Genomic DNA, 14,322 nt, shown 5'->3' on the forward strand with positions numbered 1-14,322 from the left:
GAAGGGCGGTCCCGACCTTGGGAGAGCCCGTTCCTATGGATGCGCCTCGTCGCGCGATCGCTATCTTATCTCGCGATTCGCGTCATGTTGCAAGGCACAAATTCCGGCGGCTTTTCAGCGCAAGGACGCGAAGCCGGCGAGGAAATCCTCCATCCGTTCCGGATCGAAAATGCGGCCGTCGAAGAAACGGTCCGGCCCGAGTGTCAACTCGCCGCGCCGCGACCCCACCGCCAATGGGCCATCTAGCGCACCTTCGAGCTTCATGCTGGCGCCCGGCATCGGCACCGCGCTATCGGCCAGCGCACGACGGAAAATGTCAGGCCGGAACACGGCTGCCGCCTTTGCCGCCGTCGCCACATCATGATCGACCATGTTCCAGCGCACCAGTTGCGAATAAATCCACAACGCCTGACTGCGCCAGGGAAAGGGCGTGGCTTCACGGCCGAACAGCATGAAATCGGGATTGGCGATCGGCGCGCCTCCGGCACGTGCGACGATCCGCCCAGACAGCGCCCGCAGGATAAGCTCAGCGGGCTGATCGACATAGCGGGGATCGGACAGGCATTGCGCCAGCTCAGCATGATGCCCCGGATCGTCACACCAGGCGGCGGCCCGCGCCAGCGCCCGCAGCAGACGATCGACGCTGTCGGGATTGGCCTCCAGCCAGCTTTCGCGGAAGGCCAGGACCTTTTCGACGCCGCGCTGCCAGATGCGTTCCCCGACCGCGACCGTTTCGGCCAGTCCCGCTTCGATCGCAGCGCTGCCCCAGGGCTCGCCGGCAATGAAGCCGTCAATCTCGCCCCCCCGCATCGCCTCGACCGTCAGCGAGGGCGGCAGCACACGCAGCACCACGTCGCGATCCGGATCGATACCCGCACTCGCCAGCCAGTAGCGCAGCATGATCGCATGACTGGAAAACCGATGAACGACGCCAATCACCGGCTTGCGCCACCACAACCCAATCGCCATCGCGAAATCATGGGCCGTGCCCAGAGGATCGGCCAGCCGCCGGGCGATATCGGGTTCCAGTGCCCGGCGAAATCCGGTGCCATCACCAGCATATTGCCATTGACGTTGAGCTTGTATGGCGCGGCCAGCGCGGCCGGCTGCTGGCTAAGCCCCAGCGTCACCGCGACCGCCAGCGGTGCCAGCATCTGCGCGGCCTGAACCTGGCCATAGACCAGCCGATCCCGCAGCGTCGCCCAACTGGTGGTGCGCACCAGATCAAGCGCCAGCCCTTCCTCCTCGGCAAAGCCCTTATCCCGGGCGATCGCGAGCACCGCGACATCGGTCAAGGGCAGGAAGGCTATCCGCAGCGCTGTCGTCATAAGGCTCCTCCCAGCAGGTCGCTGGCGGTGATCAGCGCCTGCGCCATGTCCACGATCTTCTTGCCCTGATTCATCGCGCTCGACCGCAGCAGCGCATAGGCATCCTGTTCCGTCAGCCCTCGCTGGTTCATGAGGATCGACTTGGCGCGATCGATGACCTTGCGGTCCGACAGCGCGGTACGCGCTTCCTCCAACTCGGCCTGTATCTTCGCAAAGGCATTGAACCTGCGCACGGCCAGTTCCAGTACCGGCTTCACCCGTTCCTTGCGCAGGCCATCGACAACATAGGCGGATATTCCGGCGTCGATTGCCGCGCCGATCATCGCTTCGTCCGACTGATCGACGAACATGGCAATCGGCCGCGCAAGCGCGCGACTGACAGTCAGCATCTCCTCCAGTGTATCGCGGCTCGGGCTGCCCAGGTCCATCAGGACGACATCGGGCGCCATGCGTTCGAGGCGCGCGACGAAGGCGCCGCGCGGCGGGACAATATGAATATCGTCATATCCCGCCTCGCGCAGCCCCTCCTCGAGGACGGTCGCCCGCAATCCACTGTCATCAATGATGACGATTCGCATCCGTTCATGTCCACCACGCCGAGGATGACGCGGCATGACCAAGCTTCCAGCCCAGGTCAACGCCGCACCGTCGGGAAACCGCGTGGGCGTAGGGCGGAGTGCGGCCTGTCCGACACGCCATCATGGCTATCCCGCCACCATTGTCAGCAGGCGACGCAGGCAAACCGCCATTCCGGGTATTTTCCGGCTTTGATCAAATAGCCGCTGTTGCCACAAGGCAAGCGATGACGAGCCATGCCATTCCCGTTTCCGTTCCACCGCCGCAGTCCTCTCTCTGGTGCCTGATCCCGGATCGGCGTCAACTGTGGCTGCTCGGTGTCTATGCGATCGGGTTCGCCGCCGCACACTGGATCGCTTCCGCTTGGGGAGGCACCGGTTTTTATTCCTTATGGTACCCCGCCGCCGGCCTGCGCCTGGCCCTGCTGTGGTATGCCGGAGCTCAACTCACACCGGCCATCGCCATCATCGAAATCATGGTCAATATCGCCAAGGGCACCTTCCCAAGGGAATCGTCGGACTGGCCGATTATCCTGATCGGGATCGTACGCCCAGTTCTGGCCTATGGCGCGACGGTCGCGGCTATCCGGTGGCTTGCGAGCGGGTCCAGAGCCAGCGTGCTGATCCCGCCCATGCCGTTCAGTCTGGCAGCAGTGGCTGCTCCCAATGTCACATCCCTTGTGGCGTTGCCGGAGTCTCTCGGACGGCCAGACATCACCCGCGTGCAGAACATGCAGGACGTCATCACCTCGTTGTCGGCGTTTGCGGTGGGCGATTTGCTCGGCGTGCTCATTGTCGCCCCGCCGATTCTCTGGATCGCCGAACTCATGGCGCGACGCTCCCGTCCAAAACGATGGGAGGAGATCGATATCCGCTGGCCCGCGTTTGCGGAGAGCATGATCCTCTTGTTCGCCGGCATCATGATCACGGATGCGCTGCGCCGTATCGGCCTGGGCGCCCAGCCCATGCCAGCCATCCTCGCCGTCGCCTGGATCGGGCTGCGTTTCGGGCGGGCAGCAGCCTGGATATCGCTGGCGATCATGACTGGTCTCATGCTGCCGCATACGGCGCAGGACATGAGCACAGCCGACAGGCTGCAATTGCATCTGGGCCTCGCCACCATCGTCGTGGTCGGCTATCTGGCCGGGTCGTTCGCCGATGCCCAGCGGCAGGCACGCATCGATGTCGAGCGGCGCGACCGCATGCTGTTCCAGGCCGAACGGTTGAAGACGCTGCGGGCGATGTCGGTCGCGGTGATCCATGAAATCAGCCAACCGCTTTCGACTCTGGCGATCGAGGCAAAGCATTTGCATGAGATAATCGGCCACTCGGATCGGGAAATTGCGGAGAGCGTCGCCCTGATCGACCGCAAGGCTGCGGCTCTTTCCCATCTCGTACGACGACTGCGCCGCTATGGCGGACGGGCGGTCGATGAGCTCACACCACTACCCCTATCTGCCCTGGTGGAAAGCGTCATATCGCTCGCAGCACCCGAGGCGAGGAGCGAGGGCGTCACGATGAAGGTCGATCCGGTCGATCCCGACTTCGTCGTTCTGGCCCAGGAAGTCGAATTGGCGCAGGCCGTGATGAACCTGATCCGCAACGCCATACAGGCTGCGGGCGACGGGCAGGTACGGCTCAGTGTCGCCCGGTCCGGCAACCGGGTGCAGATCATCATAGCAAACCGCCTTTCGGCAGATATCCTGCCCAAGGCGGGGATGGGCGTTGGCACGCTGGTCGCCCGCGCCATCGTCGAGGCCCATGGCGGGACATTATCGCGGACCATATCGACGCATGGCGAGGTCAGGGCGTGCATTGCCCTGCCGATGACCGGAGAGCTGGCATGACGGACACATCATCGCGCATCTATATCGTGGACGATGATCGCGACCTGGGAGCCAGCGTCGCACGCCTGCTGCAGCGCCACGGCTTCGGCGCTGAACCCTTTCTCGATCCAATTCTGCTGCTTGATGTCTATGCCACGGCCCGGCCGACTGCATCGTGACCGATGTCATGATGGGCGACCTGGACGGATTCGCCTTCGCGGACAGGGTGCGAGCACTGGATCCGTCGGCTGCGATCATCTTCATGACAGCCTGGCCCACCACCGCCAATGCCGTGGATTCGGTGCGGCGCTATGGCGGCCTGGATTATCTGGAAAAGCCAATCGATGAAGAACGCCTGCTGGCGGCGGTGGCAGAAGGTGTCGGCTGGTCGCGCAACCGACGGCGCCAATTGTCCCGGACGGCTGCACTCACCCCAAGGGAGCGGCAAGTCTTTGAACTCCTTATCCAGGGACACAGCAACAAGGTGATTGCCGCCATCCTGGGCCTCAGCCCCAAGACTGTCGAAGACCATCGCGCGTCGGTGATGGCCAAGACCGGCGTGAACGGCCTGGCGCAGCTGATCGCGCTGAACAACTGACACCGGCGCCTCCTTTCCGGGAATTTCCCGGATACCCGACCGGTCCCAGCTTGGGGACAGCGTATCTGCCGCGTCCGAAAGGCGCGGCACCGGGCGGCGTTCTGCGACCCGCGCCGCCCGGCATTTCCGCCCAGCCGCCAAGGCGAGCAATCCCAACGCGCCACCCTTTGGCCAGATCGCACGGGCAGCATGCCCCCGACACGACGCCAGAAGACGCGTTAACCTTTTGGAAGACCGGATATTTCCCGGATCGACCTGACAGCATCGCTCATGCGACCGGTGCAGCGCAACCGGACAATCCTTCGGCGAATTTCAGGTCCGCGCCCCGGTCGTCCGCGCAACAACAGCAACGAGGTATGAATGGTGCCCAAATCTTCCTGGCTGATGGCTGCTGCCTGTCTCATGACGGGTTGCCAGGCACCATCGGGCAATGTTGCCGAACCGACGCACGAGGCGGACACAGCGATCCGGTCCTTCAGGGAATCCCTGTCACGCGCCTTCTCAAAGGATGCTTCTGACGATTTCACCAATGCGCCAATCATGGCGGCCGCCGCAACCGGCGGACTCGCGCGATCGATCGTCGCGACGACATGCGGCTTGTCCGATAACCCGGGCGGTGGCCTGTTGCTAGGAGACATGACCGCAGAACAACAGGATGCCTGCGCCATCTGGGGCATGGCAGCGACCACCATGGCCAAGGATGATCAGGGCGCCGTCATAGGCGCGACCGTTGACGGCGACATTGCAATCACCACCTTGTGGAGCGGCCAGGCGGCCAGCAAGGGGCGCACCCTGCCTGCTACCCTGCTGGAAGCACAGCTCAACATCGTCAATCCGCTGGATGGTTTTCGCGGATCGGTGTGCGTTCGCAAGCTGTCCGTGGTGGATGCGGAATTCAAGATGGAACGATCGATCATGTATCGATCCTGCGCCGCCAAGGACATGGGCAAGATCGGCGAAGCGATGAAGGGCGCCGGCATCACGGATGTTCCGCAGGAATATCGTGCTTCTGCCGAAACAACCGAGCCATCCGCCGCTGACGATCAGGCAACGGCGCCCGCAGCCGATCCCACTGCCGCTGCGGAGGAACAAAATCCTGCCCAGGAGCAATCCGCCCACGACCAGGCGGCCGCCGACAACAAATTGTCCACGCAAGGCATAACTGCCGCATGGAACGCGATCGATGTTTCCCGCCGGGCGGAAATCCTGCCGCTGCAACGCGCGTGGATCAAGGCCAAGGATGCCAATTGCAGCATCGACGCCGCATCCGCGTCACTGGATCAGGTGGAACAGGACACGGCGCGCCTGCGCTGCGACACGGCAGCGAATACGTCCCGCATCGACTGGTTGAAACAATATCTGCCGCAGTGACAGCCAGGTGCTGGACCGCCCTGCCGGGCTTCATGAATTTCGAGGCTCCCATGTATCGAAACAGATTTCTACACGTTGAGCTGTCAGCCATGCTGGCAATGTTGCTTTTGACCTGCACGCCGAGATCCGCATGGGCTGCCCCCGCCCCCTCCGACTCCTTGATCGGGCTGCTCGGCGCACTCGTCCAGGGCGCTTCGCAGGCCAAGGTCAGGAGCAGTTGGGACGGCGTTCCCATGGATACCCGCTCATGTGTCGATGCCGCGCTATCAGCCAAGAACAAGCGGATTGAGGATCTGATCGGCGCAGGCGTCAAGGCGAGCGATCAACGGATATCGGGAATCCTGAACTTCTGCCAGGCATTGGCGAGCCGCTCGCTCAGGGACAATTTCCCCTGCCGGACGATGAACGATGCCGGCCAGAATGTGGAGACGGCCTGCTACGAACAATTTGCTTCATCCGGCAACGGCGAACTCCGGCCAGTGGATCGTGATGCCTTCATCCGCCTTGCCGCTTCGGGCGGGAAAGTCGAAATCGCGACACTGGAACTGCCGGCAGCCAAGACGGCGCGACTGCAGGCGGAACGACATGCCCGGCAAGTGGCACAGGCGGAGAAGCAACGACTGGTACAGCTCAAAGCCGAGCAGGAACGCGTGCGCGCCGCCGAACTGGCCAGGAAGGAACTCGGCACCTTCCGTCCCTACTGATCCCGGGCAGGCTAGAAATCTGGTGCCCACCACTGGAGTAACGATTTACCGGCCATCATCCGAGAGTCAGGGATAAAGCCCTTTATCGCATATTATCATGGAAATATTGGCGGAGAGGGAGGGATTCGAACCCTCGGTACCCTCACGGGCACGCCGCATTTCGAGTGCGGTGCATTCGACCACTCTGCCACCTCTCCGCAGAAGACCGGAAGCATCGAAAATGCTGCACCGATCGGGTCGAGGGGCGGCCATTAGCGAATGATTCCTGGCTTGCCAAGCCGCCTATCCGGTATTTTTCTTGTCTCCCTGCGTCGCGCCCCTAAATTAGTCACATGAAAGTCACGATTCAGAATATTGGCACCGGCATTGCCGCCCCATCGATTGTCCATGCCCGCTTCAGCATCGGCGATGTGCTCAAGCATCGCAGCTTCGGCTTCCGCGGCGTGGTGTTCGATATCGACCCGGTCTTCGCCAATAGCGACGAGTGGTATGAATCGATTCCCGAACATGCCAGGCCTGATAAGGAGCAGCCTTTCTACCACCTGCTCGCCGAAAATGGCGAGAACAGCTACGTCGCCTATGTCAGCCAGCAGAATCTGGTGGCTGACGACAGCGAGGAACCGGTCGACCACCCGGCCATCATCGGCCTGTTCGGCGATTATGCGGATGGCAAATATCAGCTGCGCCCGCGCCACCGCCACTGAACGACGCAATCGGGCGGCGCTGGTCGCTGCCCTGTTGCTCGTCACAGCTGGGCCGCTGTACGCCGGACCGCCAGTGATGGAGGACAAGGTTGCAGCCCCCAATGCCGATCCGACCTTTCCCTTCTCCAACGAGATCGCCGCCTTTGCCCAGGCTGAAGCCGCCAGTCCCCCCGTCGCCGACGCCACCTTGTTCCTGGGTAGTTCCAGCATCCGCCTGTGGGACATCAAAAACAGCTTCAGCGATATCGGCACGGTCAATCGCGGCTTTGGCGGCGCGACCACGCCCGACGTGCTCCATTATTACAAGCGGCTGCTGCCCAAGGCCAAGCCACGCTCGATCATCGTCTATGTCGGCGAGAATGACCTGGCCGCCGGCGCCACCCCGGACAAGGTCGCAGGCGATGTGCTGACCCTGCTGCGCCAGTTGCGCGCCGACTATCCCAAGGCGCATATCGCCTATCTCTCGCTCAAGCCCAGCCCGATCCGCTGGACGCTCTGGCCCAAGATGGCGGCCGTCAACATGACCGTGGCTGCCCGCGGCAAGACCATGAAATTCGATTATCTCGACGTCAGTCGCCCGCTGCTGGCGGCGGACGGCCTGCCCGATGCCTCCCTGTTCCGTGCCGACGGTTTGCACATGAATCCACGCGGTTATGCGCGCTGGACGCAGTTGGTCGACACCTATCTCGATCGCGCCGTGCTGGCCGATGCCAGCATTGGCCGCGATTCCTGACCGTCCTGTCGGCCAGTTTAAGATTGATCCAATCGCCCGCAACATTATTACCGGCCGCTTGATTGATCGACTGGCGAAGGGAAAAGAGCAGTGACAACCGATTCGGCCAAGGCCGTGCCGATGGCGGAGCTGACGCTACGCGGCGTCATCCTGGGCGCGCTCATCACCCTGCTGTTCACCGCCGCCAACGTCTATCTGGGCCTCAAGATCGGCCTGACCTTCGCCACATCGATCCCCGCCGCGGTCATCTCCATGGCGGTGCTGCGCCTGTTCGCGACCGGCACGATCCTGGAAAATAATATCGTCCAGACCATTGCCTCGGCCGCCGGTACGCTGTCGGCGATCATCTTCGTGCTGCCGGGCCTGGTCATAATCGGCTGGTGGCAGGGCTTCCCCTATTGGCTGAGCGCCTTCACCATCGCACTGGGCGGCATATTGGGCGTGATGTATTCGGTGCCACTGCGCCGCGCGCTCGTCACCGGCTCCGACCTCCCCTATCCCGAAGGCGTTGCGGCTGCCGAAGTGCTCAAGGTTGGCGCGGGTTCGCGGGAGGGCCTGGAAGAGAATAAGCGGGGGCTAGCCGCCATCGTCATGAGTTCGCTCGCCGCCGCTGGCTTCTCGATCATCGCCAAGACCAAGCTCCTGGCCGAGGAGGCTGCCACCTTCTTCAAATTGGGCGCCGGCGCCAGCTCGGTCTCGACCAGCTTCTCTATGGCCCTGATCGGCGTCGGCCATCTGGTCGGCATTTCCGTCGGCGTCGCGATGTTCGTCGGCTTGCTGATCAGTTGGGTCGGTATCGTCCCCTATCTCACCAGCCCGCTGCCCACCGGCGTAGACCTTGCCGACCTGGTCGGCACCACCTTCCGCATGAAGGCGCGCTTCATCGGCGCAGGCACGATCGGCATCGCCGCGATCTGGACCCTGCTCAAGATCCTCGGCCCGATCATCAGCGGCATCCGTTCCGCCATGGCGGCCGCAAAAATCCGTAAATCGGGCGACGGCGGCCTGCTGGAGCTGACCGAACGCGATCTGCCCATCGGCATCGTCTTTGGTACCATCCTTGCTTCGTTGGTCCCGATCGCGATCCTGCTGTGGGTGTTTGCTCAGGGTGGTCCGATCGCCGCCAACCCGGTGCCGATCATCGCCCTGACCCTGGCCTATATCCTGGTCGCCGGCATCGTCATCGCTTCGGTCTGCGGTTATATGGCGGGCCTGATCGGGGCATCGAACAGCCCGATCTCCGGCGTCGGCATCCTCGCCGTGCTGGGTGCCTCGTTGATCCTGGCCGCCATCTACGGATCGGGCGGCAACCCGGAACAAAGTCAGGCGCTGATCGCCTATGCGCTGTTCACCACCGCCATCGTGTTCGGCGTCGCCACGATCTCGAACGATAATCTCCAGGATCTCAAGACCGGTCAGCTGGTCGGCGCCACCCCCTGGAAGCAGCAGATCGCGCTGATACTCGGCGTACTGTTCGGCGCTCTGGTCATTCCGCCGGTGCTCGATCTGCTCAATAGCGCCTTCGGCTTTGCCGGTGCGCCGGGCGCCGGCCCCAATGCCTTGCCCGCGCCGCAGGCGGCATTGATCTCGGCATTGGCAAAGGGCGTGCTGGGCGGAGATCTCGACTGGGGGCTGATCGGCTTCGGCGCCGGCATCGGCGTGGTCGTGGTCGCCATCGACGAACTGCTGGGCAAGGCCGGCAAGCTGCGCCTGCCTCCGCTCGCGGTTGGCATGGGCATCTACCTGCCGATGGCGCTCACCCTGCTGATCCCGGTCGGCGCGGTGATCGGCCATTTCTACAATCGCTGGTCGCTGCGCCAGGCGAATCCGGAATTTGCCGAGCGCATGGGCGTGCTGATGGCGACCGGCTTCATCGTCGGCGAAAGCCTGTTCGGCGTTGCCTTTGCCGGTATCGTCGCCTCGACCGACAGCGATGCACCGCTGGCGCTGGTCGGCGAAAGCCACTGGACGGTGCCGCTGTCGGTGCTGGTCTTCGCCGGCGTGATCGCGGCCCTCTATGCCCGACTGCGCCGCTGGGCGACCGCGCCGCTGTAATAGAGTGCAACAAATGCCTGTTTCATCGAACTGTCACGAAAATGGCATCACCTTGTAAGGAAACGCCGCCACTGGCCCCCTCAACCGGACGGGGCCAGTGACACGTCGCTGATCTCCCCGCCGATAACAGGGAGATTCCACTATGAACCGTCTTGTCCGTGGCGCGAGCCGCGTAGCCATCGCCCTTGCCATCGCGACACCGGCCGCCGCCCTGGCCGGCACCATCAGCGGTACCGTGTCGGACGGCACCGGCACCCGCGCGCTGCAGTCGACCCAGCTGCGCATCGTCGAAAATGGCCGCATCGCCGAAGCCGGCCGTGACGGTTCCTATCGCTTCCCTGACGTCGCGCCGGGCACCTACACGATCGAGGCGCGCTACACCGGCGCCGATCCGGTCCGCACCACCGTCGTCGTGCCCCAGACCGGTGACGTCGATGCCGACATCCGCATCGGTTCCAATGTCGACGCATCGATCATCGTCGTCGGCCAGGTTGCAAACCAGGCATCCGCCCTGTCGCGCCAGCGCGCCGCCGACGGTGTCGAAAGCGTCCTGACCCGTGACGCCATCGGCCAGTTCCCCGATCAGAATGTCGCCGAATCGCTGCGCCGCCTGCCCGGCATCAACGTGATGAACGACCAGGGCGAAGGCCGCTTCGTCTCGGTCCGCGGTCTCGACCCCGAACTCAATTCCTCGTCGGTCAACGGTGCCCGCCTGCCCGCACCCGAATCCGACGTCCGCTCGGTCGCGCTTGACGTTGTGCCGTCGGAACTGATCGAATCGATCGAAGTGAAGAAGTCGCTGACGCCCGACATGGACGCCGACACCATCGGCGCCTCGATCGAGATCAACACCACCAGCGCTTTCGACCGCAAGAAGGACCTTTATTCGGTCAAGCTGGAAGGCAGCTATAACGATTATGCCGATGCGGTGACACCCAAGGGCAGCTTCGACTTCTCGACCCGCCTGACCGACCGCTTCGGCATCTCGGGCGGCTTCAGCTATTACAAGCGCAAGTTCGAGACCGACAATATCGAGGCGGCGGACTGGACCACCGGGGGCGACGACGACATCGCCTATGCCGAGACGCTGGAATATCGCGACTATGACGTCACCCGCAAGCGCATGGGAGCCACGCTCAACTTCGACTGGATGCCCACCGACACGACCAAGCTCTATGCGCGCGGCATCTACAACCAGTTCGACGACCAGGAATATCGCCGCCGCCTGACCTTCGTCATGGATGAAGAGCCAGCGTCAGGCGATGCCGACAACGCCTTCTTCACCGACGAAGACGGCCGCATCGAAGTGCGCCGCGACCTCAAGGATCGTTTCGAGCGCCAGCGCATCAAATCGATTGTGCTGGGCGGCACCACCGAAACCGGCCCGTGGAAGCTGACCTATTCGGGTAGCTGGTCGGAATCGACCGAGCGGGAAAATGGGTCGATCGACCCCATCCGCTGGCGCGCCCGCTTCGACGGTGACGGCGTCGACGTGAACTTCAACTATGCCGATCCGCGCGTCCCGACCTTTGACGTGACCAGCGGTGCCGACCTGTTCAACGATCCCGACCAGTACAGCTTCAACCGCGTCGAACAGACCGCGCTGTCGGACTCGCGCGACCGCGAATATGCGCTGAAGGGCGATCTGGCGCGCAGCTTTGCCATGGATGGCGGCACCTTCACCGTGCAGGCCGGCATGAAAGCCCGCTGGCGCCAGAAGAGCTATAATTTCAACATGAACTATTATGACGACGGCGACCTGGACCTGGCCGATGTGCTGGGGCCGCAGACCTATCGCCTCGCCAATCTCGGCCCGGTGCCGGCCAAGGGCGCGGCAACCGACTATTTCTACGATAATATCGGCGAATTTGAACTCGATCCGATCACCAGCGCCTATGAATCGGCCGCGCAGGACTATAGCGCCAAGGAGGATATCCTGGCCACCTATCTGCTCGGTCGCTGGGACAGCAGCACGCTGCGCATCATCGGTGGCGTCCGCATGGAGCAGACCCGCAATGTGCTGCGCGGCAACATGACCGAATATGCGCTGGACGAGGATGGCGAGGCGACCGGCGTCGTCTCGACCCCCAATGTCTTCACCAAACATTATACCGACTGGCTGCCCAGCCTGACCGCCCGTTTCGAGCCGAGCGAGGGCATGGTGTTCCGCGCGGCGGGCTATAAGAGCTTGGTCCGTCCCAAGCTGTCGCAGATGGCGCCGCGCTTCATCCTGGACGAGGATTATGCGGCGGAATTCGGCAATCCGGACCTCAAGCCCTATCGCGCCTGGAACTTCGACGCGTCGGCCGAATGGTATTTCGCCAGCAATGGCGCATTGAGCGCCGGCATCTTCTACAAGACGATCAAGGACTATACCGCCCAGATTCGCGATTTCGACGACGGCACCTATAACGGCATCGATTACAGCGAAGCCGTCTATTATGTGAACGGCGACACCGCCAAGGTGAAGGGCGTCGAACTGTCCTACAGCCAGGTGATGAGCTTCCTGCCGGCGCCGTTCGACGGCCTGCTGGTGAACCTCAACTACACCTACACCGACGCCGACGGTAAGATCACCAGCTATGACGGCGACGACAATGCCTATACCCGTCGCATCGGCCTACCCAACGCATCGAAGCATACTGCCAACATGGTGCTGGGCTATGAAAAGGGTCCGATCTCGCTGCGCGCCGCCGGCACCTATCGCAGCAAATATCTGGACGAGGTCGGCGATGGTCCGGACACCGATCGCATGGTCGACAATCATTTCCAGCTCGACCTGAGCGCGAAGTACAAGATCCTGCCGGGCGTCCGCCTGTTCGCCGACTGGGTGAACGTCAACAACGCCAAATATTTCGCCTACCAGAATTTCGAGGGCAGCCGTCGCCTGCTGCAATATGAGGAATATAACTGGACCGTGAAGTTCGGCATCTCCGCCAGCTTCTGATCCTGTTCGATTTCCCCCGCTTGCCGGCCGTGTCCCTACGCGGCCGGCAAGTCCTGTTTTTCGGAAAGGACGATCATGTCCCGACTGTTCATTACCACCCTGCTGCTGGCATCAGCCGCGCCATCAATGGCCCAGCCCGCCCCTCAGCCGCCCGTGCCGCGTTCGGCCGGCACGCCCTATGCAGCCCGCACCCTGCCCGACCGGATCATGCTGACGCCCGCCGCCGATCCAGCCCATGGCATGGCGGTCGCCTATCGCACCGATGCAGCCCAGAGCGCCAGTGAAGCGCAGATCGCGATATCGGTCGACGGTCCGACGCTGGAGGAGAAGGCAAGGACAGTGACCGGCCCTGCCGGCACGGCCAAGGACAGCGCCAATGGCCCGGCCCTTTATCACCAGATCCGCTTCGACAATCTGACACCCGATACCGTCTATGCCTATCGCTTGAAGGGCAGCGCGGGCTGGAGCGAATGGCTGCAATTTCGCACGGCGGCGGCTGAGGCCAAACCCTTCCGCTTCCTCTATCTGGGTGACATCCAGAACGGCATCCTGACCTATGCCAGCCGTGTCATCCGCCAGGCCTTCCACGCCAATGGCGGGATCGAACTGGTCGCCCATGCCGGCGATCTTGCGGCCCAGCGCGACGACCTCGACCATGACGACGAATGGGGCGAGTTCAACCAGGCCGGCAGCTATAACTGGTCGATCGTCCCGCAACTGCCCGCGACCGGCAATCATGAATATGTCGATGTGGTGAAGCCCGACGGCAGCGAAAGCCGCACGCTCGGCCCCTATTTCCCGCTGCAATTCGCGCTGCCCGACAATGGCGTGCCGGGCCTCAGGACCACCTATTTTGTCGATTATCAGGGGGTTCGTTTCATCATCCTCGACGGCACGTCGGCGATCGACCTCGGGACTATGGCGCAGCAGACGAAGTGGCTCGATGCCACCCTCGCGTCCAGCAAGGCGAAATGGAATGTCGTGCTGTTCCACCAGCCCGTCTTCACCTGCGCCCGGCCGCAGGACACATCCGAGGTGAAGGCCGCATGGAAGCCGGTCTTCGACAAGCGCAAGGTCGATCTGGTGCTGCAGGGCCATGACCATTGCTACAGCCGCCTGACGTCCGAAGCGGGCCGCGAGGCATCGGCGCAGGCGCGGGCCAATGGCGCGATCCAGGGGCCGGTCTATCTCGTCTCGGTCACCGGCTCCAAAATGTATGGCCTCAATGACCGGGCCCGCACCCAGCCGGACAAGACCGCCGAAGCGACCGAACTATATCAGATCGTGGACGTGGATGGCGATCGTCTCAAATTCCGCACCTATACCGCGTCGGGCAAGCTCTATGACGGCTTCGATCTGGAGAAGCGGGCGGACGGCAATCACCTGACCGACACCAGCGAACCCACCATCGCGGTGCGCACCTGCACCGGCAACATTGGTCCCGACGGCGGCAAATGCGTTGCGCGCGGCAAGTGAGGACG

General features: G+C 63.0%; 9 protein-coding genes, 1 tRNA gene and 2 pseudogenes. 9 read left to right on the forward strand and 3 right to left on the reverse strand.

What is annotated here, in order from left to right; all coding sequences use genetic code 11:
• Window positions 1-114: 114 nt before the first annotated feature.
• Together PMI04_RS18980 and PMI04_RS18985 are read right to left on the reverse strand one after the other, a co-directional pair.
• Window positions 115-1,328 (reverse strand): annotated as a pseudogene (locus PMI04_RS18980) (CmpA/NrtA family ABC transporter substrate-binding protein).
• Window positions 1,325-1,906 carry an ANTAR domain-containing protein gene (locus PMI04_RS18985; protein WP_007710493.1) on the reverse strand — a complete coding sequence of 194 codons (582 nt, stop codon included), beginning with the start codon at window positions 1,904-1,906 and terminating at the stop codon, window positions 1,325-1,327. The pseudogene PMI04_RS18980 and the gene PMI04_RS18985 overlap by 4 nt, the downstream one beginning before the upstream one ends.
• 224 nt (window positions 1,907-2,130) lie before the next feature.
• Here PMI04_RS18985 and PMI04_RS18990 point away from each other — a divergent pair, with 224 nt between their 5' ends.
• The 4 genes and pseudogenes from PMI04_RS18990 (at window position 2,131) to PMI04_RS19005 (ending at window position 6,402) form a co-directional block, all read left to right on the forward strand.
• On the forward strand, window positions 2,131-3,750 hold the full coding sequence (locus tag PMI04_RS18990; protein ID WP_007710492.1) for an ATP-binding protein: 1,620 nt from the start codon (window positions 2,131-2,133) through the stop codon (window positions 3,748-3,750).
• Window positions 3,747-4,327 (forward strand): annotated as a pseudogene (locus PMI04_RS18995) (response regulator). The gene PMI04_RS18990 and the pseudogene PMI04_RS18995 overlap by 4 nt, the downstream one beginning before the upstream one ends.
• Window positions 4,328-4,687: 360 nt before the next feature.
• Window positions 4,688-5,698, forward strand: a complete 1,011-nt coding sequence (locus PMI04_RS19000) for a DUF1311 domain-containing protein (RefSeq protein WP_007710488.1) — start codon at window positions 4,688-4,690, stop codon at window positions 5,696-5,698.
• A 32-nt stretch (window positions 5,699-5,730) separates the two neighbouring features.
• Window positions 5,731-6,402, forward strand: coding sequence for a hypothetical protein (locus tag PMI04_RS19005; RefSeq protein ID WP_157178122.1), 672 nt, complete (start codon window positions 5,731-5,733; stop codon window positions 6,400-6,402).
• Window positions 6,403-6,509: 107 nt separating this feature from the next.
• Here PMI04_RS19005 and PMI04_RS19010 read toward each other — a convergent pair.
• A tRNA-Ser gene (locus tag PMI04_RS19010) sits at window positions 6,510-6,599 on the reverse strand.
• 135 nt (window positions 6,600-6,734) lie between these two features.
• Between PMI04_RS19010 and hspQ the strand changes: the two genes are divergently transcribed.
• From hspQ to PMI04_RS19035, 5 genes are all read left to right on the forward strand, one after another.
• Window positions 6,735-7,106, forward strand: a complete 372-nt coding sequence (hspQ, locus tag PMI04_RS19015) for a heat shock protein HspQ (protein WP_007710481.1) — start codon at window positions 6,735-6,737, stop codon at window positions 7,104-7,106.
• The gene (locus PMI04_RS19020; RefSeq protein ID WP_037486511.1) at window positions 7,063-7,839 is read left to right on the forward strand and encodes a GDSL-type esterase/lipase family protein; all 777 of its coding nucleotides are present in this window, start codon (window positions 7,063-7,065) and stop codon (window positions 7,837-7,839) included. Before hspQ ends, PMI04_RS19020 begins: the two co-directional genes overlap by 44 nt.
• Window positions 7,840-7,929: 90 nt before the next feature.
• On the forward strand, window positions 7,930-9,894 hold the full coding sequence (locus PMI04_RS19025) for an oligopeptide transporter, OPT family (protein WP_007710477.1): 1,965 nt from the start codon (window positions 7,930-7,932) through the stop codon (window positions 9,892-9,894).
• Between the two features lie 142 nt (window positions 9,895-10,036).
• On the forward strand, window positions 10,037-12,841 hold the full coding sequence (locus PMI04_RS19030) for a TonB-dependent receptor (protein WP_007710472.1): 2,805 nt from the start codon (window positions 10,037-10,039) through the stop codon (window positions 12,839-12,841).
• A 75-nt stretch (window positions 12,842-12,916) separates the two neighbouring features.
• Entirely contained in the window at window positions 12,917-14,317 is a 1,401-nt protein-coding gene (locus PMI04_RS19035; protein WP_007710470.1) for a metallophosphoesterase family protein, read from the forward strand.
• Window positions 14,318-14,322 lie beyond the last annotated feature (5 nt).

The organism is Sphingobium sp. AP49, from assembly GCF_000281715.2.
Classification (GTDB): Bacteria; Pseudomonadota; Alphaproteobacteria; order Sphingomonadales; family Sphingomonadaceae; genus Sphingobium.